Source organism: Xanthobacter aminoxidans (assembly GCF_043193615.1).
Lineage (GTDB): Bacteria > Pseudomonadota > Alphaproteobacteria > Rhizobiales > Xanthobacteraceae > Xanthobacter > Xanthobacter aminoxidans.
On the sequence record NZ_JBAFUS010000003.1, the window covers coordinates 164,330 to 190,251 of the forward strand.

Consider the following 25,922-nt stretch of genomic DNA (forward strand, 5'->3'; position numbering starts at 1 on the left):
GGGCGTCGAAAGCGCTCGCCCTTCCGCCCTCCCCTCCCGCCCCAGAGGCACCCATGACACACAGCACCCCCACCGCCCCCGAAAACTGGATCGCCGAAGGCCCCGTCCTGCTCGATTATGCCGATGGCGTCGCCACCCTCACGCTCAATCGCCCCGGCTCGGCCAACGGCATGAACATCGAGCTGATGCAGGCGCTCTACAAGGCCATCATGGTGGTGCATCGCTCCGCCCATGTGCGGGTGGTGCATCTGCGCGGCGCGGGCGCCAATTTCTGCGCCGGCGGCGACGTGCGCGAGTTCGCCTCCAAAGGTGAGGCGCTGGGCGATTTCCTGCGCGAGGTGACGGCCTATCTGCAGGTCGCCATCGGCGCGCTCATCCGCCTCAAAGCCGTCGTCGTCACCGAGGTGCACGGCTATGCGGCGGGCGGCGGCGGGCTCGGCCTCGTCTGCGCCTCCGACATCGTGATCGCCGGCGCGGGCGCCAAGTTCATGGCCGGCGCGACGCGGGTGGGCATGGCGCCGGATGCCGGCGCCTCGGTCATCCTGCCCCATCTCGTGGGCTTCCGCCGCGCGGCGGAAATCATGCTCTCCAATCGCGTGGTGAGCGCCGAGGAGGCGCAGTCCATCGGCCTCATCACCAAGTGCGTTCCGGACGAGGCGCTGACCGAGGAAGCCGGCAAGGCCGCGCGCTTCTATGCCGCCGGCGCGCCCCTCGCCATGGCCGCCACCAAGCGCCTGTTGTGGAACGCGCTGGACGTGGAGCGTGCCTTGCCGGAGGAGGCGCGCACCGTCTCCGAACTCTCCTTCACCGCCGACAGCCGCGAGGGCCTCGCGGCGGTGATCGAGAAGCGCAAGCCCGTCTTCACCGGCCGATGACCGCGCCGACCACCCCGCGCCGGGCGCTCGTCACCGGAGGGGGCGCCGGCATCGGCGCCGCCATCGTCCGCCAGCTCGGCGCGGACGGCATTGCCGTAACCTTCTGCGATCGCGATGCCACGGCGGGCAGCGTGCTCGCGGCGGAAACCGGTGCCACCTTCGTCCATATGGACGGAACGGACGCGGCGGCCGCGCAGGCGCTGTTCGCCACACACGGCGGGTTCGACGTGCTGGTGAACAATATCGGCGCCGACCAGCACGCCTTTTTCACCGACACCAATGTGGACGACTGGCGCTTCCTGCTCTCGGTGAATCTGGAAACCGCCTTCCTCTTCACCCGCCTCGCATTGCCCGGCATGCAGGCGGCCCGCTACGGGCGGCTGGTGAACGTGGCCTCGGAGGCGGGGCGGCTGGGCTCCAAGGGCGGGGCGGTCTATGCCGCCGCCAAGGCCGGGCTCATCGGCTTCACCCGCTCCATCGCCCGCGAGAATGCCCGCTACGGCATCACAGCAAACGCCGTCGCGCCCGGCCCCATCCGCACCCCCATGGTGGAGCGGGCGGTGGCCGAGGTGGGCGAGAAGATCCTCGCCGACATGGCCGCCCTCACCCTCCTGCGCCGCATGGGCGAGCCGGAGGAGGTGGCGGCGGCGGTGGCCTTCCTCGCCTCGCCCGGCGCCTCCTTCGTCACCGGCGAGGTGCTGGGCGTCTCCGGCGGCATGGGCTGCGGCGCCTGATTTTCGTGAAGCAAGACCAAGATACTGGAAGCCCCCCATGACCCGCATCGTCTTCGTGACCCCCGCCGCTGAGCGCATCGAGATCGATGCGGATGACGGGCTCTCCGTCATGGAATGCGCCCGCCGCGCCAACGTGCCCGGCATCGTCGCCGAATGCGGCGGCGCCTGCTCCTGCGCCACCTGCCATGTGCATGTGGACCCCGCATGGTCTTTGGCCGTGGGCGAGGCCACCGGCATGGAGCGCGACATGCTCGAATTCGCCGAGGACGTGCGCGACACCTCCCGCCTCTCCTGCCAGGTGAAGGTGGCGCCGGCGCTGGACGGCCTCGTCGTCCATTTGCCCGCCGGCCAGGGCTGAGGGCGATGCCGGGTCCGCTTTCGGGACTGCGCATCGTCGAGATGGTGGGCCTCGGCCCCGCCCCCTTCGCCGCCATGATGCTGGCGGATGCGGGAGCGGAGGTCATCCGCATCCACCAGAAGGGCGCCCGGGCGGACATCCCGCTTATGAACACGCGCTTCGACGTGCTGGCGCGCGGCCGCCGCTCCATCGCCCTCGACCTCAAAGCCGAGGGCGACCTCGGTGTGATGCGCGATCTCATCGCCCGCGCGGACGGCCTCATCGAGGGCTTCCGGCCCGGCGTCATGGAGCGTCTCGGCCTCGGGCCGGAGCCGTGCCTTGCCGCCCATCCGCGCCTCGTCTACGGCCGCATGACCGGCTGGGGGCAGGAGGGGCCGCTGAAGGATGCGGCCGGGCACGATCTCAATTATCTCGGCATGACCGGCGCGCTCGCCGCCATCGGCCCGGCCGATGCGCCGCCGCCTGTGCCGCTCAACCTCGTGGCGGATTTCGGCGGAGGCGGCATGCTGATGGCCTTCGGCATGGTGGCCGCGCTGCTCGCCGCCAAGACCACCGGGCAGGGCCAGGTGGTGGATGCCGCCATGACGGACGGCGCATCGCTGCTCGCCGCGCTGTTCTGGGGCTTCCGCGCCGGCGGGATGTGGAGCAATGCGCGCGCGGCGAATTTGCTGGATGGCGGGGCCTATTTCTACGGCACCTATGCCTGCGCCGACGGGAAGTTCCTCGCCGTGGCGCCGGTGGAGGGCCGCTTCCACCGCATCCTCCTCGACCGGCTGGGGCTGGAGCCGTCCGAATTCACCCACGCCGCCGATCCCGCCCGCTGGGGCAAGCTGCGCGCGCGCCTTGCCGCGCTGTTCCTCAGTGAGCCGCGCGACCATTGGGCGGACCTCTTCGCCGGCACGGACGCCTGCGTCACCCCCATCCTCGACTGGGACGAGGCCGCGTCCCATCCCCATGCGCAGGCGCGCGGGGCGTTCGTCACCGTGGACGGCGTCACCCAGCCCGCCCCCGCCCCCCGCTTCTCCGCCGCGCCGTCCGCGGTGGCCCACGGCCCTTCGGCACCGGGGGCGGACGGACGGGCCATCCTCGCCGACTGGGGCCTCGATCCGGCGCGGCTGGGGTAAGCTGAATGGGGTGAGGCGGAGAGCTGACGCGCCCCCCACGCACCAGCCGTCATGGCCGGGCTTGTCCCGGCCATCCACGTGGAACGGCCGGGCATCAATTTTCGGACTGTAGCTCGATCGGCCCGACGTGGATGGCCGGGACAAGCCCGGCCATGACGCCGCATTGTAGGATAGAGGCCGTGCGTGAACGGAGCAGCCCACGAAAAAACCGGCCTCCCGGCGGTGGCGGGAGGCCGGCGAGTGGGCCCGGCTCTGGCGACGCGGACGAGGGTCCAGCCGTCGGGAGGAGGGCCGGGGGTCAGAGGCCGCGCAGGAAGGCGCCGATGCGCGCGAGGGATTGGGCCGCCTCGGGCAGCTCCTCGAACACCTGGAAGTGGTGGCACATGCCGGGGAACACCTCGACCGCCACCCGCCCACCCGTCTCAGCGGCGCGCTGCGCCAGAAGGTGGCTGTCGTCGAGCGTGATGTCGTGCCCGCCCGCATGCACCAGCATCGGCGGAAGACCGGCAAGATCGCCCTTGACCGGCGAGGCGGCGGGGTCGTCCGGCCGGTTGTCGCGGCCGAGATAGGTCCGCGCCATGGCCCTCAACTGCTCGGGGCGGGAGAAGATGTCCTTCTCCGCCAGCGCCGTGTAGCTCTCCCCGCTTATGGCGAGATCGAGCCAGGGCGAGAGCAGCACCAGCGCCTTGGGCAGCGCGAGACCCGCATCCCGCGCGCGCATGACGGTGCCCAGCGCCAGCGCCCCGCCGGCGGAATCCCCCACGAGTGCGAGCGGCGTTTCCCCCGCCTCCACCAGCGCGCCATAGACGGCGCAGGCGTCGTCGTGCGCCGCCGGAAAGCGGTGCTCGGGGGCGAGGCGATAGTCGAAGCCGATCACCCGCATTCCACTCGCCGCCGCGAGCCGCGCCATCAGCCCCGCATGGGAGCGGATGGAGCCGATCTGGAAGCCGCCGCCGTGGCAATAGAGCAGCGCGCGGGCGGCATCGCCCCCCGGCGCATCGAAGGCGCAGGCGGGCAGGCCGGCGAGGGGGAGCGGCGTGCGCACCACCTCCGGCGCACCCTCGCCCGCCCCGAGGAAGGCCTCGAAGCTGTCGCGGATCTCGGCCAGCGTCATCCCCGCCGCCCAGGCGGAGGTGGCGGCGGCGATGCGCGCACGCACCCGCGCGAAGGCGGGTGAGTCCATGGGAAGGGCCTCGGTCAAGGCGGCCTCAGTGGGTCGCTTCGGGCCGGTGCAGCACGCGCGTGGCCTTGGCCTCGTAGCGCGGCAGCTCGCCCTCGCGATGGCATTCCACGTTCACGTTGATGCCGAGGCGGGCCTTGATCTCGCGCCGCACGTCGGCCGCCGCATCCTCGCCGGGACGCTGCGAGGCGGCCACCGCCTCCACCGCCACGGTCATCTTGCCGATGGTGGTGGCTTCCTTGTCCACGTAGATCTGCCAGGCTTCCTTGGCGAGGCCGGGAATGCCGGCGATCACGTCCTCGATCTGGGACGGGAAGACGATGACGCCCTTGAACTTGATCATGTCGTCGGTGCGCCCGATGATCCGGCCGATCTTGCGCATGCCGCGCCGGCCCGAGGGGCAATCATAAGGGCGCGGGGAGAGCCGCACGAGGTCGCGGGTGCGCCAGCGCACCACCGGGGAGGCTTCCTTGCGCAGGGTGGTGATGACGATCTCGCCCACCTCGCCCTCGGACACCGGCTTCATGGTCTTGGGATCGAGGATCTCGACGATCACCGTATCCTCGTTGAGGAGCTGCAATTCGTCGTCGGCGTGGGTGAAGGGCGTGGAGATGGCGAGGATGGGCCCGCCGGCTTCCGTGGTGCCGTAGATGTTGTGGCTCATGAAGCCTTCCGGCATCTCGGCTTCCAGCTGCGCGCGGAACTCGGCCGAGACCGACTGGCCGCCGAGGATGGCGACCTTCAGCGTCCAGTCGGTGCGCGGGTTGATGCCCTGATGCTTGGCCGCCTGTACCAAAGTCATTAGCCACAAGGGCGACATGGAGGCGACGTCATAGGCGTGGTCGCGCAGCCAGCGGGCGGCCAGCTCGCCGCGGCCGGGGCCGATGGGGAAATTGGTGCAGCCCACGGCGGAGAAGCCGGCATCCAGCGCCGGGCCGCCGATCCACAGGCCGTAGCCATAGCCCTGATAGGCGCGGAAGCCCGGCTTCACGCCGGCGGCGGTGAGCAGGCGCGCCATCTGGGAGGGCAGCAGGCTGTGCAGGTCGTTCTTCGTCATGCCGAACGTCACCGGCAGGCCGGTGGTGCCTGAGGTGGCGACGAAGCGCTCCACCTTGTCCATGGGCACGGTGAGGAAGGGGAAGGGATAGAGGTCGCGCAGCAGCGACTTGTCCATGAACGGCGCGTTGGCGAGGCCGTCCTCGGAGGCAAGGTCCTCCGGCGTCATGCCGGCCTGGGCGAAATGCGCCTTCCAGGTGTCGCACTGCGCCAGACGCGCGCCGAGGCCAGCAAGGCCTTCGCGCTGGAGCTTCAGAATACCGTCGCGATCGAGCGACTCCACCTCAGGATGCTGCATGTGGCTCCTCCCCCATCCGACCGTTGAAACACGCGGCTCTTGTGGCCGCTCTCGGTTGGCGAATTAATAGACCGAACGGATGGTCTATGTAAACGGCGATTTTGATCTGCATCAACCTCCATGCCCGGATGCCCGGCGAGGCTACCATGGGGAAGGCGGGGAAGGCACCTGCGGCAGCGGGGTGGGGAAAGGCCCGGAGATCCTGTGCAGCCGTCATGCCCGGGCTTGTCCCGGGCATCCACGTGGTCGGGCCGGAAACAGGTCTGAAACACCCGTGAAATCGGCTCGACGTGGATGGCCGGGACAAGCCCGGCCATGACGGCGGGAAGAGGCCGCACGCTTATTCTACCCGAAGGATAAGCCACGCCCTGCCCGTCGCGCGCTTTTGAACGGCTTCAGACAGACCCCTCCCGCGCCCGCCGCCCTTGGCACCGCCGCCCCATGCGCTTATAGACCGAATGATCGGAACATTCTTGCAGGTGTGGCCGCCGTGGCGAGAACGCGCTCAGCCGAATACGACAACATTCACGACACCATCCTCGAACGGGCGGCGTCCGTGTTCGCGCAGCGCGGCTATGCGGCCACCTCCATCGGCGACATCGCCGAGGCCTGCGAGTGCTCCAAGTCCCGGCTCTATCACTATTTCACCTCCAAGGAGGCGATCCTTTCCGACATGCTGACCTCGCATGTGGAAAGCCTCCTCATGAAGTGCCGGCAGACCCTCTACGGCTATCAGGATCCGGAGGAGCGCTTCCGCCAGCTCACCCGCCTGTTCCTCGATGTCTACTCGGTCTCGCGCGACCAGCATGTGGCCCTGCTCACCTGTGCCGAGTTCCTCGCCCCCGAGACGCGCAAGGTGCTGGTGGCCAAGCAGCGCGAGCTGATCGCCTATGTCCGGGACATCCTGTTGCAGTTGCGGCCGGACCTCGCCCATTCCAGCACGGCCCACGTGGACACCATGCTGTTCTTCGGCATGATCAACTGGACCTATACGTGGTACCACGCCGACGGCGCCGTGACGCCCAACGAGCTGGCCGACCGCACGGTGGACCTCTTCGTGAAGGGCTACGCCAACGCCCCCGCACCGGCGAACGGCGGCACGGCGCACGCCAAGCCGGAGGGCCGCCATGCGGCGCGGCACGAGGGGCGCGGCGCCAAGGAGTGAGGCTCGCCGAAGGGACCGAGGGATTCGCACGAGCCGTCATGCCCGGGCTTGTCCCGGGCATCCACGTCGGGCCGATGGAGCCACTTCCGCAAAGCGTTCCCAGCCGCTCCACGTGGATGGCCGGAGCCCGCATGTTTGCGGGTTCCGCTCTCACAGGCGGAAGTCGGCAACAGCCGACTTCCGGGACAAGCCCGGCCATGACGAGGTGACGGCAACGCGCGCTGTTTTCCGTCCGGAGCGTCACCCCCTCATGCCGCCGGCCGCTTCATCCGCGCCACCGGATCGAACCCCTCCGCCGCCACCTCGTCGAGCGTGAGAACCGCCCCCGCCTCCAGCAGCTTCTTGGCCGCCATGTAGGTGCGCGCATCGTTGAGGGCGTCCACGGCGATCATCCGCCCGTCGCGGAAATACCAGAGCGATTCGCCCCGCTCGGACCGTCGGCGCAGCACCGCGTCATAGCCGCGGTTGAGGCCGACGATCTGGAGCTTCATGTCGTACTGGTCGGACCAGAACCACGGCACCGGCGCATAGGCGCGGGTGTGGCCGAGCATGTCGTCCGCCGCGCATTCGGCCTGGTCCACCGCGTTCTGCACACTCTCCAGCCGCGTCTGGAGCCCCTGGAACGGGAAGGCCGCGCAATCGCCCGCCGCCCAGATGCCGGGGGCCGATGTACGCCCATGCACGTCCACCACGATGCCGTTCTCGCAGGTGAGGCCGGCCGCGCGGGCGAGCTCGTCGCGGGGCAGGACACCGATGCCCACCAGCACCGCATCCACCTCCAGGCGCGTGCCGTCATCCAGCGTCACCGCCGCCACAGTGCCGTCCCGCGCCTCCACCCCGGCCACGCTGCGGCCTTCGAGGATACGCACGCCATGGCCCGCGTGGAGCGCGCGGATGGCGTCGGAGGTCTCGGCGCAGGCGACGCGCTCCAGAATGCGCGCGGTCCGCTCCACCACGGTCACGGCGAGCCCGGCCTTTGCCGCCACCGCCGCCGTCTCCAGCCCCACATAGCCGCCGCCGAGCACGAGGAGCCGCCGGCCGGGGCGGATCTCGCCTTCCAGCCGGTCCGCATCGGCAAGGCTGCGCAGCTCGTAGATGCCTGTCAGGCCGGAGAATTCCGGCGGAAGCGGACGGGGGCGCGTGCCGGTGGCCAGCGCCAGCTTCGTCCACGCCACACTGCGCCCGCCCACCTCCAGCGTGCGGGCAACCGGATCGATGGCCGTGACCGGCGCGCCCGTCACCACATCGACGCCGATGCCGCTCCAGAACTCGGCCGGGCGCAGATAGAGCCGGTCCACCGTCCACTCCCGCTTGAGATAGGCCTTGGAGAGCGGCGGGCGCTGATAGGGCGGGTGCGGCTCGTCGCCGAAGAGGGTCAGCGCACCGGAATAGCCGCCATGCCGCAGGCGCAGCGCGAGGGAGGCAGCCGCCTGCCCGGCCCCGACGATGCAGATGTGATCCTCACCGGCGTGTTCCTGGTCCATGGCGTCCCCCGTTCTGGATATTGATTGACCGAACGTTCTGATTATTATACTGCCGAAATGCGGGCGGCAATCGGCTTTCCCGCGCGCCGTCGGCCCCGACGTTCGGCGCGTGGACGCCGGTGAAGCCCCCTCCCCCGGCCGCACAGACGGGCACCACATGACGGGCATCACAGCACTCGCAATCCATCTGCCGCGCCTGCGCCTCCAGCGCACCGCCATGGCCGCCGCCATGGGCTGGCTCTGCCCCCGCGCCGAGACCCGCGGCGCCCGCACCCTGGCCTATTGGGACGAAGACCCCATCACCATGGCCGTCGCCGCCGCCCGCGCCTGCCTGGCGCAGGTTCCTGAGGCGCGAACGGCCGTCCGTGCCCTCACCTTCGCCACCACCACCCCTGTGTTTGCCGAGCCACAGCAGGCGTCCCTCGTCCATGCCGCCCTTCGCCTCCCCGAGGCGACCCGGGCGCAGGATGTCGGAGGTACCATGCGGTGCGGACTGCTCGCTTTGCACGCCGCTCTTGAATCCTCGGAACCGGCATTGCTGACAGCCGCCGACATGCCGCTGAATACCCCGGGTGGCACGGCCGAAATGCGCTATGCGGATGGGGGTGTCAGCGCCCTCGTCGGGTGCGGGCCGGACCTCCTCACCTATCGCGGCGGGGCCAGCCTCTCCGCCCCCTTCATCGAGCGCTACCGCGCCGCCGACCGACCGCTCGCCACCGATTGGGAGGAGCGCTGGGTGCGGGAAGAGGGCTTCCTCGACCTCGTGCCCCGCGCCATCGCGGAAGCGCTTGGAAAGGCGCAGCTTTCCGCCGCCGATATCGACCATTTCGTCTTGCCCTGCGTCATTCCCGGCGCAGCTAAGGCGGTGGCGCAGGCGGCCGGTCTCTCCCGCGCAAAACTCGCGCAACCCCTTGATCTGGAATGCGGAGACACCGGCGCCGCCCACGCCCTCGTCATGCTGGCGCGGGCGATGGAAGACATCCGCCCCGGCGAGCGGGTGCTGGTCGCCCAGTTCGGGCAGGGCGCGACCGCTTTGGTGCTGGAGGCGACCGAAGCCATCAGCGCCTTCCCGGCCGCCGCCTCGGCCGTTCTGGCGGATGGCATCGCCGAGCCCAACTATCTGAAACTCCCCATCTTTCGCGGCCTGATGCCGTGGGAGCGCGGCCTGCGCGGACGCTTCCCGGTCAATGAGGCGCTGACCACGGCCTATCGCAATGCCGAGGCCCTGCTGGGCTTCGTCGGCAGCCGCAGCCCCGAGACCGGGCAGGTGCAATTTCCCCCCTCCCGCCTCGCCGTCGCGGAGACGGGTCTGTTCGCGGAAACCCAGCAGCCATGGCCCCTTGCGGACCTCGGTGGCACGGTCGCCACCGCCACCGCCGACCGCCTCGCCTTCTCCCGCAGCCCGCCCAATTGCTACGGCCTCATCGACATCCCCGGCGGCGCCCGCCTGATGATGGACTTCACCGACCCCGACGCGGAGCGGCTCTCGCCCGGCGACGCGGTGCGTTTCGTCTTCCGCATCAAGGATCTGGACGAGCGCGCCGGCTTCCGCCGCTATTTCTGGAAGGCGGTCGCGGCCCCCGCGCCGTCCGCCGCAGCCTGACCGGAGGGCGACAAAATGGCCAACGGAATCAAGGACAAGGTCGCCATCCTCGGCATGGGCTGCTCGCGCTTCGGCGAGCGCTGGGACGTGGGACAGGAAGAGCTGATGGCGGAAGCCTATCTGGAGGCGCTCGGCCATGCCGGCATCGCCCCCGACCAGATCGGCGCGGCCTGGTATTCCTCTCATTATGACGACATCGGCGCCGGCAAGGCCGGCACCCCCATGGCCCAGGCCCTGCGCCTGCCGAACATCGGCGTCACCCGCGTGGAAAACTTCTGTGCCGGCGGCACGGAGGCCTTTCGCGGCGCCGTCTATGCGGTGGCGTCGGGGGCGGTGGATATCGCGCTGGCGGTGGGCGTCGAGAAGCTGAAGGACACCGGTTTTGCCGGCCTGCCCCCAGCCTCGCGCGGCACCTTCGCGCCCATGTATCTGCCGACACACACGAATCCTGGAAACTTCGCCCAGCTGGCGCGGGCCTATGGCACCCGGCACAACATCTCCGCCGGCGACCTCAAGCGGGCCATGGGGCACACCTCCATGAAGAGCCACGCCAATGCGGTGAAAAACAAGAACGCCCATCTGCGCAAGGCCATCACCGTCGAGCAGGCGGTGAATGCCCCGCTCGTCGCCGACCCGCTGGGCCTGTTCGACTGCTGCCCGGTGTCGGACGGCGCGGCCTGCGCCATCGTCACCACGCCGGAGATCGCGCGAAGCCTCGGCAAGGCACCGGTGCTGGTGAAGGCCATCCAGCTCGTCGCCTCCAACGGCTGGGAGGTGCAGAGCAGCGGCTGGAACGGCTCCTACGTCCACACCGCCCGCATCGCCGCCAAGCGGGCCTATGCGGAGGCGGGCATCGCCGATCCGCGCAGGCAGCTGAGTTTCACCGAGCTGCACGACTGCTTCTCCATCACCGAGCTGGTGACGCTGGAAGACATCGGCCTCGCCGACGAAGGCACCGCCTGGAAACGCATGCTGGACGGTGCTTTCGACGCGGATGGCGCCATGCCCAGTCAGGTGGATGGCGGCCTGAAATGCTTCGGCCATCCCGTGGGCGCGTCCGGCCTGCGCATGCTCTACGAATGCTGGCTGCAACTGACCGGACAGGCCGGCGAACGCCAGCTCGCGAGCCCGAGCCTCGCCCTCACCCACAATCTGGGCGGCGCGCCGGCGCAGAACGTGTGCTCCATCACCATTGTCGGTGCCGCCTGATCCGACCGTGGCGGCCCGCTGACTGCCCCGCCGCCCGGCACATGCCGGCGGCGGGGTTTTTTAATGTCGGTGAGCGGCTTAGGCCTTTTGCCAGTCTGCGAAAGTCCTGCCCTCGGCCGCGAGCTGGGCGAGGAGTTCTGCGGGTTCGGAGCCGGCGCCGCCGGTGGCGTGGGCGACTTTGATCTCGGTGAGGATGGTGGGAAGGCCGAGGGCGTCGGCGGCGTGCATGGGGCCACCTTTGAGGCGCGGGAAGCCGTAGCCGTTGACGAAGGCGAGGTCGATGTCGGACGGCCGCAGCGCGATGCCCTCGGCGAGTTCCTTCGCGCCTTCGTTCGCCATCACCGCCAGAAGCCGAAGCTGGATCTGCTCTTGGGTGAAGCTGCGGGGCTGGATGCCCTTGGCCGCGCGGGCCTCTGCGATGATCTGCGTGACGGCGGGGTCGGGGGAGCGGTTGCCGTCGGCGTCGTAGGCATACCAGCCGCCGTTGGTCTTGCGGCCCAGCCGACCCGCCTCCACCAGCGTATCGGCGATGGAAACGTAGCGCTCGTTCGGGTCCCGCGCCGCCGCCCGGCGCTTCCTCATGGCGTAGGCGATGTCGAGGCCCGACATGTCCGATACCGCGAAGATGCCCATGGCGAAGCCGAACGCCTCCAGCGCCGCATCCACCTCTTCGGGCGCGGCCCCGTCCTCCACCAGATATTCCGCGTGGCGCCGGTACACCGCATAGATGCGGTTGCCGATGAAGCCGTCGCAATTGCCCGCAACAACCGGCTGCTTGCCCATCTTCTTGGCGAGGGCAAGCGCGGTCGCCAGCACATCCGGCGCGGTGCGGGTGGCTTTCACCACCTCCAGCAGCTTCATGACGTTGGCCGGAGCGAAGAAGTGCAGGCCCACCACGTCCTGCGGCCGCGCGGTGGCGGCAGCGATGGCGTCGAGGTCGAGATAGGAGGTGTTGGTGGCCAGCACCGCGCCTTGCTTGGCCACCTTGTCGAGGCGGCGGAAGATGTCGGTCTTGACCCCCATGTCCTCGAAGGCGGCTTCGACGATGAGGTCGGCCTGCGCCAGCGCGGCATAGTCGGAGGCCGGGAGGAGGCGGGCGAGGCGCTCGGCCTTGCGGGCCTCATCGATGCGATTGCTCTTCACCTGCCTAGCATAGAGGGCATCGATGCGCGCGACGCCGGCCTGCGCGGCCTCATCGTCCCGCTCTACGAGGATCACGGGATATCCGGCGTCCAGCAGCGCCACGGCGATGCCCGCGCCCATGGTGCCGGCGCCGATGACGGCGGCTGATGACACCGAACGCGCCTTTGCCCCCTCCAGCCCCGGCACCTTCACCGCCTCGCGCTCGGCGAGGAAGAGGTGGCGCAGGGCTTTGGCTTCCGGGCTCTCGCGCAGGGCAAGAAAGGCGGCCCGCTCAAGGGCAAGCCCCGCGGCGAAGTCGCCGTCCTTCGAGGCCGTGATGACACGGATGGCTTCGGCGATGGCCGGCACACCCTTCGCGCCCTTGAGGGCCTTGGCGGCTGCCGCCGCCTCTTCGGCCGGATCGCCCACGGGCACCGGCAGGGCCGACAACCGGCGCTTGGCCGCCGCCGGTGCGCGGGCGATGGCCTCAGTGAGGAGATCGCCCTCCACCACCGCATCGAGCAGGCCCAGCGCCAGCGCCTCGCCGGCCTTCAGCACCCGCCCCTCGCAGACCAGGGCGATGGCTTGCGCCACGCCCACCAGCCGCACCAGCCGCTGGGTTCCCCCCGCACCGGGGATGATGCCGAGCCTTGTCTCGGTGAGCCCCACCAGCGCCTTCGCCGACCCGAGCCTGAGATCGCAGGCCAGCGCGATCTCGCATCCGCCGCCCAGCGCAGCACCATCCAGCGCGGCGACCACCGGCTTGGTGCAGGCATCGATCGCGCCCACCACCTCGGGCAAAAACGGTTCATCCGGCGGCAGCGCCATCTCCCGCAGATCCGCCCCCGCGATGAACCGCCCCGGCCCGCCGCTCAGCACGAGCGCAGAGACCGCCGCATCCCCATCCAGCGACTGCACCGCATCGATCAGCCCCTGACGCACGCCACGAGACAGCGCGTTCACAGGCGCATGATCGATGTGGACAACCGCGACGGTGCCATGGCGCGTGATGCTCACGGGGACGCTTTCGGCATGCGGGGGCGCGCCGCGCGGGGCCGCGGGCGGTTGGTCGGTCATGGGTCGCTCCTGAGGATGGCGTGCGGCGGCTGTGTCGCCGGGCCTTGCCGGCGATTCAAAGATTAAACGATCGATTTATTATTTCCAAGACGACAAGCGGAAGGACCTCAGCCGCCCCCCCCCCCGCCTCACTCGCAACTGTAGCGGCCGTGGGGCTCGTTGCCGGCGGAGGCCATCGCGATGACGGGGCTGCTGAGCGCCCCCTTCACGGTGAAGCTGTGGCCGGGCGGACCATCGGGCGCCGTGATCGGGCGCGGCGCCACGCGCAGATCGATGCGGTTGCGCACCAGGTCCACCGTGCCGCGGGCGAGGGCCTGCACATGCTCGGTATTCACCACGATCACCGGATTGGTGCGGCCGACGCCCTTGTGGAACTGGAGGGGCACCTTGGCACAGCGCAGCACGCTTTCGCCCTTCTGTACCGAGGAGGTGAAGATGCCCGCGAGGATGCCCACGCCGGCGAGGTCCAGAAGCCCGGTGCCGATGCGGCCGCGGCCGACGCGCCCGGTGAGGGTGCCGCCGAGGGTGGCGAGCGGGTTGTCCGCATCCATCCGGGTGGTGAGGTCGAAGACGACGCTCAGGGTGCCGGACACCGAGATGGGCGAGCCATGCCCGAACAGGGTCGCCAGCGGCCAGCCCGTCCCCGACCCCTTGGTGCGCAGCACGGAGCGCCCCTCGCTCGCCATGACGGCGGAGATGACGCCGCCGCGATAGCCGATGCGCAGCGGGTCCACGCGCAGGGCGCCATTGTTCACCACGAGACGGGCCTTGACGCCGGTGGCGCTGTCGCCGCCGCCCTGCAGGCGGGTGGCGGAGATGGCCACGTCCGCATCCGTCGTGCCGATCAGGTCGATCTGGCTGCCGCCTTCCGGCTCCCGGCTGCCGATCAGCTTGACCGTTTTGCGCCGCCGCTGACCTTCCGGACGCATGAAGGCGAGAAGCTCGTCCGCATAGACCAGCGGCGAGGTGATGCTGCCCTTCACCACCGACCGGCCCCCGGGCGCGGCGAGGCTGGAGAGGGTGCCGTCGATGCGGGTGCGGCCGATGTCCGTGCGCCCCTCCATGGTCAGCGCATCGGTGTTGCCGCTCAGGCGCCCCTCGAACGTCACCTGCCCGCGGAAATCGGAGGTGTCGCCGAAGGCCGCGACGAAGGCGGAATAGTTCGGCACCTTGAGCCGCGCATCCACCTGGGTGGTGGCCGCGACGCCGGGCTTGCCGAGATCGTCCAGCACGAGGGCAAGCGTCGCCGAGACCAGGGCGCTGCCCTCGATGCGGGCGGCAAAGGAATCCACCCCCAGCCCGCCCCCGGCGTCCGACATGGAGAGGCTGCCGACGATGCGTCCGAGCTTGTCCTGGGCCTCGGGCGGCAACGCGACGACGCTGGCGACCGGCATGTCGACACCGCCCGCCAGCTCGACGCCGGCAAACCCGAGGATGTCGTCCACATTGCCCTCCAGCCGGGCGATGGGGCGGCTGGGCGGGCCGGCGATCACCGAGATGCCCCGAAAGGCCACATGCCCCTCCGCGTCGCGCGTGACCGAACGCACGTTGATGGGGCCAATCTCCCTCAGGCTCTGGTCGAACGCGTTGGTGGAGATGAGGATCTCCTCCAGCATCATGCCTTCGGCGCGGCTTCGGAAGTCCCCTGTCAGACGGGTGACGACGATGTCGCGCAGGGAGACGGCGGGGGGCGCGGCGGTCGCGAGATCGGCCACCACCTTGAGGTCGGCGCCGGCGAGGGTGGCGAGGTCGTCGGCCTGGCCCGTGACGGAGATGCGCTCGCCGTCCGCCAGGGTGAGGACGAGGTCGAGATCGTGGAAGCTGAAGCGGTCCGGCTCGGCCTTGAAGCGGGCACTGACTTTGCCGGTGCCGTCGATGGAGGGGGCGATGCCGGCGAGGGTGAGCCCCTTGGCGAGGCTCTTGGCGTCGGCATCGAACTTCATCACGAGGCCATGGTCGAACCTTTTCGTCGGCGCACGCACGTCGAAGCGCGCCGAAAGGCCGGGGGCGTCGGGTCCTCCGGCGGTGGCCAAGGTGATACGGGCGCCATAGGGGCGTTCCCGCTCCTCCTTCTCCACCTCGAGGTCGAAGGCGAAACCGAGGGTGAGGGGCTGGCCGTTCAGGGCCGCGTCGGCGACGAGCACGTTGCGCCCCGCCTCCGCCACGCTCCTGAGATCCTTCACCCTGAGATCGAACAGCCAGCCGTTCATGGTGTCCGTGAAGCGCACCACCGTGTCGCGGATGGTGAGGTGCGGCAGCAGGGACAGCACGTGGATGGGGGATTCGAGCAGCGATCCGGGGCGGGCCGCCTCGCCGCTGGCGAAAGGCACGTCGAAGTCTCCCCCCTCGACAGCGAGGCTGTAGCGCAGGCCGCCGCTGACCAGTTCGGCATAAGGCGGGATGGCGACGGTCAGACGATCGGTCCGGGCGTTGGCGCCATCGGTGCCGTGCGCCTCCACGCCGTCCATATCGACCGCCGCATTGGGCCACAGGGAGACCGTCACCGCCCCGCGCACGCTCACGGGCTCGCCCCACAGATGGGTCAGCCCCTGTTCCGCCAGCGACCGGCGCAGTCCCTCCGCCTGTGGCAGGTTGGCCGCCAGCACCAGCGCGAGAAGTGCGGCGCACACCAGCACCAGCAGGACCGCAACGACCCGCCGCACGACGCGAAACATGACCCCTCCGCCTTGCCCGACGGCCGCGAAGCAACCGCCCCCTCTCAACATACCGATTGGAACCCCGTCCGACAGGCGATTTCTCGTGCGACCTTCGCCGCACGACGCGCCGACGTGCCGGAGAGGCCGCATGCACGGCCGGCATCAGTCCGGCGCGGACGCGGTGCCGGCGCGACGGACATCGTCGATCATCCGGCCGGTGAGGCGTTCCAGCGCCTCCGCCACGATGCGCCCCACCCGCGTCAGGGGCTTTCGCCCATCGATGGCGATGGAAACCATCTGCGGCTCGGCGCCCTTGTCGCGCACAGGGCGGAACACCAGCGTGCCGGCGATCAGCTCGGCCGCCGCATCGAGCTCGGAGGTGAAGGCCACATAGCCCTTCTCGCGGGCAAGGATCTTCACCAGCTGGAGCGAATTGGTCTCCACCGTCTTGCGTTCCTGGGTGAACAGCCAGCCGTGCCGCGCCTCCAGATAGCGGCGGATCATCAGCGCCCGGCTCTGGAGCACGATGGGATGGGCCACCACCTCCTGCAGGCTGATGGAGCCGCGGCTCGCCAGGGGATGGTCCGGCGCGATGACGCAGCCGAACGGCAGCTCCGCCGACCACAGCACATGGATGTCGCGCCGGGGCGACAGGTTGAAGATGGCGGCGATGTCGGCGTCTCCGGCCATGAGGGCGGCGACGGCGGCGTCCGTGCTCGCCACCTCCACGTCCAGCGAGATGCGCGGGTGGCGGGCGTCGAGATCGGCGATGAGGGCGGGCAGGATGCCGTTGACGTGGCTGTCCATGGCCACCACCCGTACATGGCCCTGATCCACCCCCTGAAGCTGGCGCAGCTCGGCGGCGGTGCGGCGTTCGTCGGCCATCCAGCGCCGCGCGAGGGTGACGAGGGCGTCGCCTGCGGGGGTGAGGCGCATGCCCTTCGCCACCCGCTCGAACAGGGGCACGCCCAGCGTCTCCTCCAGTTGCAGCACCTGCCGGTTGATGGCCGAGGCGGCGACGTTGAGGTCCTTCGCGGCGCGCTGGATGGAGCCGGAGCGCGCCACCTGCTCGGCATAACGCAGGGCCGCGGGAACGAGGGATGCCGGCACCACTGCCTCCATACGCATTTTGCGTATGGAAAAGTATCAAATCTGCGATGGACGGCAATGGCCGCGAGGACGACTATCTTCCCCGCAGGGGCGATGGGGCGTCCCGATCAGATGCACCTTGAGGCTTCCACCATGAGCCAGTCCGCCGGGCACGCGCTGACGCTGAGGGGCATTTCCCATGCGTTCGGGCAGGTGGTGGCCGCCAATGCCATCGATCTCGACATCCGCCCCGGCGAGCTCGTCTCGCTGCTCGGCCCGTCGGGCTGCGGCAAGACCACCCTGCTCAAGATCATCGCCGGTTTCCTGCGCCAGACCTCCGGCGACGTGCTGGTGGACGGCGCCTCCATCTCTCATCTGCCCACCAACCGGCGGCGCATCGGCATCGTGTTCCAGAACTATGCCCTGTTTCCGCACATGAGCGTGGCGCAGAACATCGCCTATGGCCCCATCGCCGCCGGCCGGCCGAAGGCGGAGACCGATGCGGTGGTCTCCGAGATGCTGGACGTGGTGCAGATGGCCGCCTTCCGCGACCGTCTCCCGCGCGAACTCTCCGGCGGCCAGCAGCAGCGCGTCGCGCTCGCCCGCTGCCTTGCGATCCGCCCGCGCATTCTCCTGCTGGACGAGCCGTTCAGCGCCCTCGACAAGAATCTGCGCCTCGACATGCAGATCGAGATCAAGCGGCTCCAGCGCCAGTCGGGCATCACCACTGTCATGGTGACCCACGACCAGGAGGAGGCGCTTGGCATGTCCGACCGCATCGCCGTGCTCTCGCGCGGCAACCTGGAGCAGTTCGCCCCGCCCTCGGACATCTACGACCGGCCGGCCTCCCTGTTCGTGAACACCTTCGTCGGCACCGCCAACCTGCTCAGGGCCACGGTGGCCGGCACCTCGGCCACGGGCGCGGCGGTGCGCCTGGCCGATGGCATGGTCATCGAGACCGGACGGGAGACACCGCTGCCCGTGGGCGCGGCGGTTCTCGTCGCGGTGCGCCCCGAGGGGATGCGCGTGAGCGCCACCGGCGGCGCGGGGGCCATCGGCGCGGAGATCACCGCCGTCATGCCCATCGGCCCCGCCCTCATCTACGAGGTGGCGCTCATCGACGGCTCGTCGGTGAAGGTGGTGCAGGAGCGCGAGGCGGATGCCCCGCTCGAAGGCTCCGTCTTCCTCCATTTCAAGCCAAACCGCATCACCGGCCTGTTCCCGGACCATTCGGGCGACACCCACAAGAAGGGGAATTGAGCATGACGTTCGAAATGTCCCGGCGAGGGTTCCTCGCCTCCGCGGCCGCCGCCGGCCTCGCCTTCGCCCCGCGCGGCGCCTTCGCCGCGGACGAACTGGTGGCCGCCACCTTCGGCGGCACCTGGGCCAATGTGCAGAAGCAGATCCTCGCGCCCTATTTCGTCAAGCGCACCGGGGCGAGCGTGGTGCAGTCGCCCATGCTGGCCACCGAGCAGATCGCCAAGCTCACCGCCGCCAAGGGCAACCAGCCCCCCTTCGACGTGGCCATGCTGGACGAAGGCCCGGCGCTGGAAGCCATCGATGCCGGCCTCATCGCCAAGTACGACCCGGCCAAGTCGCCGAACTTCGCGGCGCTGAACCCCAAGTTCCAGGGCGCATACGGCCCGGCCATCACCATGCAGGCCATCGGCATCGCCTATAATCCGAAGTCCGTGAAGACCCCGCCCACCTCCTGGGACGACCTCTGGAAGCCGGAATACAAGGGCCGGGTGGGCATCACCTCGCTCGCCTCCACCCTCGGCCTCGCCTTCCTGCTCGACATCAACCGGCTGGCCGGCGGCACCGAGGCGAACATGGAGCCGGGCTTCAAGAAGCTGAAGACGCTGCTGCCGAACCTTGCCGCCGTCTCCGCCAATTTCGGTGCCCACGGCGCGCTGTTCCAGCAGGGCGAGATCGATATCGGCGTGCAGAACTTCAACTTCGCCGAGGAGCTGAAGGCCAAGGGCGTGCCCATCGAGTTCGTCCGCGTCGATACCGGCACGCCGGCCTGGAAGACCACCATGCACATCGTCGCCGGCGCGCTGAAGCCGGAGCTGGCCTATGCCTATGTGGACAGCCAGATCTCGCCCGAGGTGCAGGGCGAGATGCAGAAGTCGCCGTGGAACGTGATCCCCACCTCCAGCAAGGTGCCCTATGCCGGGCTTGTCGCCCAGCAGATCGCCAAGACCCCCGCCGACCTCGACAAGATGGTGTTCTTCGACTGGGCCAAGGTGAACCAGAACCGCGCCGCCTGGACCCAGCAGTTCAACCGTGACATCCGGGTGTGACCATGGCGGGCGCCCTTAATCCCAAACCCAAGGACTGGGCGCTCGCGCTGCCGCTTGCGGCCTTCTTCACGCTGTTCTTCGTCGCGCCGCTCGGCCTGCTCGTCGCCATCAGCTTCGAGACCGAGCGGCAGATGACTGGCACGCTGGGCCTCGGCCAGTATGCCGCCTTCCTCACCGACGGCCTCAACCTCGCCGTGCTGCACGATACGCTGCTCGTCGGGGCGAAGGCGACGCTCCTGTGCCTGCTGTTCGGCTATCCGCTGGCGTGGCTGTGCACACGGGTTTCGGCCCGCTGGCAGGCGGTGCTGATCTTCCTCGTGGTGCTGCCCATCGTCACCAGCGTGGTGGTGCGCACCTTCGCCTGGATCGTCATTCTCGGCCGCCACGGCATCGTCAACGAGGCGATCCTGGCGCTGGGCCTCTCGGCCCAGCCGCTCAAGCTCTTGTTCAGCGAGACCGGCGTCGTCATCGTGCTGGCGCAGGTGCAGATGCCGCTCATGGTGCTGCCCCTCATCACCACGCTCCAGCGCATCGACCCCAATCTGGAGAGCGCCTCGCAGGCGCTGGGCGCGGGGGCCTGGCGCACCTTCTTCAAGGTGACGCTGCCCTTGTCGCTGCCCGGCATCATCGCCGGAACGATCCTCACCTACACGGCCTGCGTGACGGCCTTCGTCACCCAGTCGCTCATCGGCGGCTCGCGGCTGCTGTTCATGCCCATGATGATCTTCCAGCAGGCCATGGATTTGCAGAACTGGCCCTTCGCGGCCGCCGTCTCGGTCATCTTCATGGTCTCGGTGCTGCTCATCGTCGCCATGCTGGTGGCGCTCTCGCGCAGCCGCGCGGCCCGGCTCTACGGCTAGGAGAAACGCCATGCTGCGCGACTGGCAGACCCTCTCCTTCAACACCGTGTTCGGCCTCCTCTCCCTCATCTGCGTCATCGCCCTGGCGGGGCCGACGCTGGTCATCCTCATCCTCTCCTTCACCGGAGAGGAGGCGCTGCACTTCCCGCCCGCCAGCTATTCGCTGCGCTGGTACGCGGCGCTCATCGACGCCAACGAATTGCAGGCGGCCCTGTGGGTGAGCCTGAAGGTGGCGGTCATCAGCGTTTCCGCCTGCGTGGTGCTGGGGGTGGCCGCCGCGCTCGGCATCGCCCGCAGCGAGGGGCCGGTGGCACGGGGGCTGGAGACGCTGTTCATGTCGCCGCTGATCCTGCCGGCGCTGGCCTTCGGCTTCGCGGCGCTGATGCTGTTCTCCATGCTGGGGATGCGGCCCTCGACGCTGACGCTCGCCATCGGCCATATCGTGGTGTGCGTGCCCTTCGTGCTGCGCACCACGCTGGCCAGCCTCGCCCAGCTCGATCCGGCTTTGCTCGACGCCTCGCGCAGCCTCGGCGCATCGCGCCTGCACACCTTCCGGACGGTGACGCTGCCGCTCATCAGCCCCGGCGTCGCCTCCGGCGCCTTCATCGCCTTCATGGCCTCGTTCGACAACGTGCCGGTGTCGCTGTTCCTCCAGGATGCCCGCACGCAGGTGCTGCCCATCTATCTCTGGGACATCATCCAGAACCAGCTCGACAGCCGGGCCGCCTCCGCCTGCGGCGTCATCATCATCGCCACCGTGCTGATGATGGTGCTGATGGAGCGCGTCGCCGGCTTCTCACGCTTCATGAAATGACCGGGAGACGGGACGTGCCGAACGACCTCCTGCGCCTCGACGCGCTGAATGCCATGACCGCCGCCGATTTCGCGGCGGCCCTCGGCCCGGTGTTCGAGAATGCCCCGTGGGTGGCGCGGAATGCTGCCGCCGCGCGCCCCTTCGCCACCCTCACCGCCCTGCACAAGGCGATGCTGGCCGGCATCGAAGCGCTGCCCGCGCCGGCGCTGGCGGACTTCCTCAACGGCCATCCCCGCCTCTCCCCCGAAACCCTGAGGCGCGGCACCACGGCCGAATCCACCGCCGAGCAGACCGCCCTCGGCCTTGATGCCCTCGATGCCGAGATCAGCGCCCGGCTGGACCTCTTGAACGCCGCCTATGAGGCGCGCTTCGGCTATCCCTTCATCCTCGCCGTGCGCAAGGCCTCGCTGGAGACCCTGTTCGCCACCTTCGAGCGGCGCCTCGCGGCAAGTCCGGAGGCGGAGCGTTCCGAGGCGCTGGCGGAGGTCGCGGCCATCTCCTGGATGCGGCTGCTCGACCGCGTGCGCGCCGCACCCACGGGCAGCGTCTCCACCCATGTGCTCGACACAGTGCGCGCGGCGCCGGCCGGCGGGCTCGGCGTGGAGCTGTGGCGGCGGGAGAGCGATGGCGGCATGACGCGCCTCACCTCCTTCGTCACCAACGCGGAGGGCGCCTGCGACCACCATCTCCTCGGCGGCGGCGACCTTGCCGCCGGCACCTATGAGTGGCGCTACGACACGCCCACCTATTTCGCCCGGCACGGCTATTCCACCACTGCCCGCGCCTATCTCGGCAAGGTGCGCGTGGCCTTCACCGTGTGGAATCCAGAGGAGCATTTCCACGTGCCGCTCCTCCTCTCGCCCGGCTCCTACACCACCTATCGCGGCAGCTGAGGGCAAAGGCGGCGCTGCGCTCTTCGGTCGGCCTGCGTCCGCCGTCCCGCCCGTCCATCACCGCATCCCGCCAGCCGTCTCTGCGATCAGCCGCGGCAGGTCGCCGAGGGCGGGCACCACGAAATCCGGCGCCTCCGCATAGGTCTCCTCCTGCATCCTGAGCGCCTTGAACACGGTCAGGGGCGCGATGGTGCCCGAGGCCAGTTCCCGCGCCAGCGCCTCCCGCGGCAGGCGGGCGACACGGGCGACGCGGAAGCCGAACGCCTTCGCGCCCCCCACGTCGAAGCCGTTGGAGGACACGAACAGCACCTCCGCCGGCGTCACGCCCAGCACCTCCTCCACCAGCGCATAGGCCTCGGGATGGGGCTTGAACACGCGCTTGGCATCGACGCTGATCACGGCGTCGAAGCTGTCGGCGAGGCCCGCATTGGCCACCAGCGCCCGCAGCATGTCGGGCGCGCCATTGGAGAGGATGGCGCGCTTGAGCGGCGCCAGCTCGGCGAGGCAGCGGGCCGCGTCCGGATAGGGGGTGAGGCGGTTGTAGGCCTGCGCCATGTCGGCGAGGAAGGCCTCGTCCGGCTCCAGTCCCAGCGTTCCGAGGGTGTAGGCCAGCGCCTCCCGCGTGACGCTCCAGAAGTCGGCATAGCGCCCCATCAGCGCCCGGAGCCAGCTGTATTCCAGCTGCTTCTGCCGCCACACCTGCGTGATGTATTCGCCCCGGCCGGGATACGCCTGCTCGGTGGCGTCGGCCACCGACTGGACGTCGAAGAGCGTGCCGTAGGCGTCGAACACGACGGCCTTGATCATGTGGTTCCTCCCGCTGTGTGCGCCTATCGATCCGTGAAGGCTCTTGCCGGCCGGCGCATCATCGCCCAGTCCGGTCTCGGCGCGAAAGACCACCTTGTCGAACCGCGCCTCCGACAGCTTCAGTCGTCGCCGGCTTCCGCCGGCACATCGGCCCCGCCGGCCGCGACCCGGACCAGCCAGCGGCGCACCACCGCCGCCTCCGCCGCCGACAGGGGCGCGGCGATCTCCGCCTCCAGCGCATTCGCGCTGTCCTTGCATCGGGCGAGCACATCGTTGCCGGGGACGGTCAGGCTCAGGCAGCGGATTCGCCCGTGCACCGGGTGCGGGCCGGACTGGAGCAGGCCGTCCCGCTTGAGATTGGAAACGATCACGGAGACGGTTTGCGGCGTCAGCAGCGACAGCCGCGCGAGGTCCGCGCCCGAGCATCCGGGATAGGCGTCGATCATGGTTAGCACGACGAACTGCGGCTGGGTGACGCCGGTGTCGGCCAGCGCCCGCTCCAGACGGGTGCGGAAGGCCACATTGGCCTGGCGCAGCAGGTAGCCGAGATGCCCGTCCTCCCCGCGCTTGCCATGTCCGGGAGCCGGGATTGTGCCCGGAGCGGGAATCTCGATGGAAGGAGCGGGCTTGCGCATAATATCAGAACTCGAATATATTGTTCGAGCTTTGATATTATCACGTCGCCACTCCCGGAACCAGCATGAGCGCCCATAATCCCCACGAGCCCCGCCTGTCCTACGAAGCGTTTGCCAAGACTGCCGCCTATGCCGCGCTGCTGGCGCTGGGCAAGAGCGTCGACGAGTCCGGCCTCGAGAAGCCGCTGACCGAGATCGCCAAGCTGCGCGCGTCCCAGATCAACGGCTGCGCGTTCTGCATCCAGTATCATCTCACCGTGGCGCGCCGGCTCGCGGTCCCGGCGGAGAAGCTCGATCTCGTCGCCGCGTGGCGCGAGGCCGGTGTGTTCACCCCGCGCGAGCTCGCCGCCCTCGCCTGGACCGAGGCGCTGACCCTGACCGCCGGAGGCCCCCCGTCCGATGCCGATTACGCGGCCCTGCTGGAGGTGTTCAGCGCCGAGGAGGCGATGCACCTCACCGTCGCCATCGGCACCATCAACCAGTGGAACCGCATCGCCGTCGCCCTGCGCTTCGCCCCGCCGCTGGCGAGGGCCGCGTGATGCCTGCATCCGAACTCCGCGACGTCGGTGAGGCCGAGATCGCCCTGTGTTATCCGCTGATGCGCCAGTTGCGGCCGCATCTGGCATCCGCCGAGGAGCTGGCCCGGCGCTGGCGGCGGCAGTCGGCGGATGGCTACCGCATCCTCGCGCTGTGGGCGGGAAGCGCGCCCGTCGCGCTCGCCGGCTACCGGGTGACGGAGAGCCTGATCCACGGCCGCTTCCTCTATGTGGACGACCTCGTTTCCGACGCCGCCGAGCGCAGCCGGGGCCACGGGGCGCGGCTGATGGGCGAGCTGAAGGCGCGGGGCGCGGCGCAGGGCTGCGCCAAGCTGGTGCTCGATACCGGCCTCGACAACGCGCTGGGCCATCGCTTCTATTATCGCCAGGGCCTGCTCGCCATGGCGCTGCGGTTCAACATCCCGCTTCCCGGGGCGGGATGACATGCGGCGCCTGCTCCACGTCTCCGCCAGTCCCCGCGGCGCGGCGTCGTTCAGCCGGACCGTGGGGGAAGAACTCGCAGGCGCAATCGCGGTCGCCATGCCCGGATGGACGGTGATCCGCCGCGACCTCTCCCTCACGCCGCTCCCCCACCCCGGCCCCGACTTCGCCCGCGCCAACGCGCTGGCCCCGGACATGCGCGGACCGGCCGAGGAAGAGGCGCTGGCCCGGTCCGAGGCGCTCATCGCGGAAGTGGAGGCGGCCGATGTGCTGGTGATCTCGACGCCCATGCACAATTACACCGTGCCCTCGGCGCTCAAGGCCTGGATCGACCATGTGGTCCGCCCCGGCCGCACCTTCCGCTCCACTCCAACCGGCAAGCAGGGCCTCCTCGCCGACCGGCCCACCTTCGCCATCGTCTCCTGCGGCGGGCGACTGGGAGATCCGCCAGCGGGGCAGGCGGACTTCCTCACGCCCTATCTGCGCACCGTCTTGGCGACCATCGGCCTGTCGCGCCTCGACATCCTGTGCCTGGAGGAGATGAACCGCGGCCCCGAGAAGGTGGCCGTCGCCCGCGCCGCGGCCCGGCTGTGGAGCGCGGCCTGCGTCGCCCGCGCGACCGCCCCTCCAGGCGCATGAGGTCGAACTGGCGCGCAATGTGCTTCTGGCCGGGCAATGTCGATTTTTGTCGCATGTCCAACGACCCGCCCGACAGGAGCGTATTTTGCCGGCATTGCAGGAAACCCGCGCCAGCGTGACACTGGCCCCCGCCAAGCCCACCGGGCTCGCCGACCTCGGCGTGCTGCCCGCCGAAGGCCTCGCGGTGAAGAAAGGGCGCGTGCACGAATTCCCGCAATTGCTGGCGGACGGCACCATCGGCCGGCGCTTCCAGGACCTGAAGGTCATCGCCATCAGGACGGAGGAGGCGGGCGCGCCGCTGGTGCGGCTCGTCGTCCAGTTCGAGGTGTTCGGCGACAACACCGCCGCGGCCGAGGCCGGCCCCGGCTTCGAGGCGGTGCTGAAGGCGAGCGACACGCCGCTCGCCACCTTCGCCTCCGGCAGCCTGTTCCTGCCCTTCGGCAATTTCTGGTACGCGAACCGCTTCGTCTTCGCCGTGCCGGTGGCGGATTTCGACGCGGCGGACAGGCTGGACTTCGTCGCAAAGGCGGAAGAGGTCCGGCCGATCTGAGCGGCCGGCCTTCGCCATGAGCCTTCAGCAATGACCGACCCCGGCGTCCCCTACCCCTTCGTCCGGCGCATCTCCCACCGCCTCCTCGGCGACATGCTGCGCATGACGCTGAGCGCGGCACGGCATTACGACCTGACGCTTGAGGAAGGCCGCACCCTGTCGCGCGCCTTCACCGCCGTCGCCCACGACTGGCGGCGCACGGATTTCCTCTATCTCAGCCCCGTGGGCATGGATGGCGACTTCTCCGCCGCCGTTCATGCGGAGGGCGTCGACGTGGACACCGGCGGCGCGCCCCTTCGCCTGAGCTGGGACGACGTGCGCGAACTCGCCGAACGGCTGGCGACGGAGTGAGGCGTGGCGCCGCGGCAATGCCGCATGTCGGGAACGGTGCCGGCATGGTAGTTCATGCC

25 protein-coding genes are annotated in these 25,922 nt (G+C 69.7%); 17 read left to right on the plus strand and 8 right to left on the minus strand.

Annotation, left to right across the window (positions count from 1 at the left end):
- Positions 1 to 53 precede the first annotated feature (53 nt).
- From V5F74_RS15845 to V5F74_RS15860, 4 genes are read left to right on the plus strand one after another with little or no spacing between them, the layout of a single operon-like run.
- On the plus strand, positions 54 to 875 hold the full coding sequence (locus V5F74_RS15845; RefSeq protein ID WP_394009101.1) for an enoyl-CoA hydratase/isomerase family protein: 822 nt from the start codon (positions 54 to 56) through the stop codon (positions 873 to 875).
- A complete protein-coding gene (locus V5F74_RS15850; protein ID WP_394009103.1) occupies positions 872 to 1,609 on the plus strand; it encodes an SDR family NAD(P)-dependent oxidoreductase in 738 nt (245 codons plus the stop codon). The genes V5F74_RS15845 and V5F74_RS15850 overlap by 4 nt, the downstream gene beginning before the upstream one ends.
- Before the next feature lie 37 nt (positions 1,610 to 1,646).
- Complete coding sequence (locus V5F74_RS15855) at positions 1,647 to 1,967, plus strand: 2Fe-2S iron-sulfur cluster-binding protein (RefSeq protein WP_296584094.1); 321 nt, start codon at positions 1,647 to 1,649, stop codon at positions 1,965 to 1,967.
- A 5-nt stretch (positions 1,968 to 1,972) separates the two neighbouring features.
- Positions 1,973 to 3,091 carry a CaiB/BaiF CoA transferase family protein gene (locus V5F74_RS15860; protein ID WP_394009105.1) on the plus strand — a complete coding sequence of 373 codons (1,119 nt, stop codon included), beginning with the start codon at positions 1,973 to 1,975 and terminating at the stop codon, positions 3,089 to 3,091.
- 298 nt (positions 3,092 to 3,389) lie between these two features.
- Here V5F74_RS15860 and V5F74_RS15865 read toward each other — a convergent pair whose 3' ends face one another.
- Both V5F74_RS15865 and V5F74_RS15870 read right to left on the minus strand, forming a co-directional pair.
- On the minus strand, positions 3,390 to 4,274 hold the full coding sequence (locus tag V5F74_RS15865; RefSeq protein ID WP_394009107.1) for an alpha/beta hydrolase: 885 nt from the start codon (positions 4,272 to 4,274) through the stop codon (positions 3,390 to 3,392).
- A 25-nt stretch (positions 4,275 to 4,299) separates the two neighbouring features.
- The gene (locus V5F74_RS15870; protein WP_029557211.1) at positions 4,300 to 5,625 is read right to left on the minus strand and encodes a phenylacetate--CoA ligase family protein; all 1,326 of its coding nucleotides are present in this window, start codon (positions 5,623 to 5,625) and stop codon (positions 4,300 to 4,302) included.
- A gap of 490 nt (positions 5,626 to 6,115) precedes the next feature.
- Between V5F74_RS15870 and V5F74_RS15875 the strand changes: the two genes are divergently transcribed.
- On the plus strand, positions 6,116 to 6,790 hold the full coding sequence (locus tag V5F74_RS15875) for a TetR/AcrR family transcriptional regulator (RefSeq protein WP_081837830.1): 675 nt from the start codon (positions 6,116 to 6,118) through the stop codon (positions 6,788 to 6,790).
- 248 nt (positions 6,791 to 7,038) lie between these two features.
- Here the strand turns inward: V5F74_RS15875 and V5F74_RS15880 are convergent, their stop codons facing one another.
- Positions 7,039 to 8,274: an NAD(P)/FAD-dependent oxidoreductase gene (locus V5F74_RS15880; RefSeq protein ID WP_394009110.1), complete on the minus strand. Its 1,236-nt coding sequence runs from the start codon at positions 8,272 to 8,274 to the stop codon at positions 7,039 to 7,041.
- Between the two features lie 157 nt (positions 8,275 to 8,431).
- On the opposite strand from V5F74_RS15880, the gene V5F74_RS15885 reads away from it, so the two are divergent.
- Together V5F74_RS15885 and V5F74_RS15890 are read left to right on the plus strand one after the other, a co-directional pair.
- On the plus strand, positions 8,432 to 9,877 hold the full coding sequence (locus V5F74_RS15885; protein ID WP_394009112.1) for a 3-oxoacyl-[acyl-carrier-protein] synthase III C-terminal domain-containing protein: 1,446 nt from the start codon (positions 8,432 to 8,434) through the stop codon (positions 9,875 to 9,877).
- A gap of 15 nt (positions 9,878 to 9,892) precedes the next feature.
- Entirely contained in the window at positions 9,893 to 11,086 is a 1,194-nt protein-coding gene (locus tag V5F74_RS15890; RefSeq protein WP_394009114.1) for an acetyl-CoA acetyltransferase, read from the plus strand.
- Between the two features lie 78 nt (positions 11,087 to 11,164).
- Here the strand turns inward: V5F74_RS15890 and V5F74_RS15895 are convergent, their stop codons facing one another.
- The 3 genes from V5F74_RS15895 to V5F74_RS15905 form a co-directional block, all read right to left on the minus strand.
- A complete protein-coding gene (locus V5F74_RS15895) occupies positions 11,165 to 13,285 on the minus strand; it encodes a 3-hydroxyacyl-CoA dehydrogenase NAD-binding domain-containing protein (RefSeq protein WP_394009115.1) in 2,121 nt (706 codons plus the stop codon).
- A 128-nt stretch (positions 13,286 to 13,413) separates the two neighbouring features.
- Positions 13,414 to 15,960, minus strand: a complete 2,547-nt coding sequence (locus V5F74_RS15900; RefSeq protein ID WP_394009117.1) for an AsmA-like C-terminal region-containing protein — start codon at positions 15,958 to 15,960, stop codon at positions 13,414 to 13,416.
- Between the two features lie 144 nt (positions 15,961 to 16,104).
- A complete protein-coding gene (locus tag V5F74_RS15905; protein WP_024277589.1) occupies positions 16,105 to 17,052 on the minus strand; it encodes a LysR family transcriptional regulator in 948 nt (315 codons plus the stop codon).
- Positions 17,053 to 17,184: 132 nt separating this feature from the next.
- Here V5F74_RS15905 and V5F74_RS15910 point away from each other — a divergent pair, with 132 nt between their 5' ends.
- Genes V5F74_RS15910 through uraD form a run of 5 tightly spaced genes read left to right on the plus strand, consistent with a single transcriptional unit; the run spans position 17,185 to position 21,904 of the window.
- Positions 17,185 to 18,291 (plus strand): ABC transporter ATP-binding protein, encoded by a 1,107-nt coding sequence (locus V5F74_RS15910; RefSeq protein ID WP_250166430.1) that lies wholly within the window; start codon positions 17,185 to 17,187, stop codon positions 18,289 to 18,291.
- A 2-nt stretch (positions 18,292 to 18,293) separates the two neighbouring features.
- Positions 18,294 to 19,337, plus strand: coding sequence for an ABC transporter substrate-binding protein (locus tag V5F74_RS15915; protein WP_394009120.1), 1,044 nt, complete (start codon positions 18,294 to 18,296; stop codon positions 19,335 to 19,337).
- A gap of 2 nt (positions 19,338 to 19,339) precedes the next feature.
- Entirely contained in the window at positions 19,340 to 20,197 is an 858-nt protein-coding gene (locus V5F74_RS15920; RefSeq protein ID WP_394009122.1) for an ABC transporter permease, read from the plus strand.
- Between the two features lie 10 nt (positions 20,198 to 20,207).
- Entirely contained in the window at positions 20,208 to 21,011 is an 804-nt protein-coding gene (locus tag V5F74_RS15925) for an ABC transporter permease (RefSeq protein ID WP_029557200.1), read from the plus strand.
- A 14-nt stretch (positions 21,012 to 21,025) separates the two neighbouring features.
- Positions 21,026 to 21,904, plus strand: coding sequence for a 2-oxo-4-hydroxy-4-carboxy-5-ureidoimidazoline decarboxylase (uraD, locus tag V5F74_RS15930; RefSeq protein WP_394009124.1), 879 nt, complete (start codon positions 21,026 to 21,028; stop codon positions 21,902 to 21,904).
- 57 nt (positions 21,905 to 21,961) lie between these two features.
- Here the strand turns inward: uraD and V5F74_RS15935 are convergent, their stop codons facing one another.
- Together V5F74_RS15935 and V5F74_RS15940 are read right to left on the minus strand one after the other, a co-directional pair.
- Positions 21,962 to 22,711: a haloacid dehalogenase type II gene (locus tag V5F74_RS15935; protein ID WP_394009126.1), complete on the minus strand. Its 750-nt coding sequence runs from the start codon at positions 22,709 to 22,711 to the stop codon at positions 21,962 to 21,964.
- A 119-nt stretch (positions 22,712 to 22,830) separates the two neighbouring features.
- Complete coding sequence (locus V5F74_RS15940) at positions 22,831 to 23,346, minus strand: MarR family winged helix-turn-helix transcriptional regulator (protein ID WP_394009128.1); 516 nt, start codon at positions 23,344 to 23,346, stop codon at positions 22,831 to 22,833.
- A 65-nt stretch (positions 23,347 to 23,411) separates the two neighbouring features.
- Between V5F74_RS15940 and V5F74_RS15945 the strand changes: the two genes are divergently transcribed.
- The 5 genes from V5F74_RS15945 (at position 23,412) to V5F74_RS15965 (ending at position 25,863) form a co-directional block, all read left to right on the plus strand.
- Positions 23,412 to 23,885: a carboxymuconolactone decarboxylase family protein gene (locus V5F74_RS15945; RefSeq protein ID WP_394009130.1), complete on the plus strand. Its 474-nt coding sequence runs from the start codon at positions 23,412 to 23,414 to the stop codon at positions 23,883 to 23,885.
- Complete coding sequence (locus V5F74_RS15950) at positions 23,885 to 24,325, plus strand: GNAT family N-acetyltransferase (protein ID WP_394009132.1); 441 nt, start codon at positions 23,885 to 23,887, stop codon at positions 24,323 to 24,325. Before V5F74_RS15945 ends, V5F74_RS15950 begins: the two co-directional genes overlap by 1 nt.
- A 1-nt stretch (position 24,326) precedes the next feature.
- A complete protein-coding gene (locus tag V5F74_RS15955; protein ID WP_394009134.1) occupies positions 24,327 to 24,962 on the plus strand; it encodes an FMN-dependent NADH-azoreductase in 636 nt (211 codons plus the stop codon).
- A 115-nt stretch (positions 24,963 to 25,077) separates the two neighbouring features.
- Complete coding sequence (locus tag V5F74_RS15960) at positions 25,078 to 25,512, plus strand: hypothetical protein (protein ID WP_394009136.1); 435 nt, start codon at positions 25,078 to 25,080, stop codon at positions 25,510 to 25,512.
- A 30-nt stretch (positions 25,513 to 25,542) separates the two neighbouring features.
- Positions 25,543 to 25,863, plus strand: coding sequence for a hypothetical protein (locus tag V5F74_RS15965; RefSeq protein ID WP_394009138.1), 321 nt, complete (start codon positions 25,543 to 25,545; stop codon positions 25,861 to 25,863).
- Positions 25,864 to 25,922 lie beyond the last annotated feature (59 nt).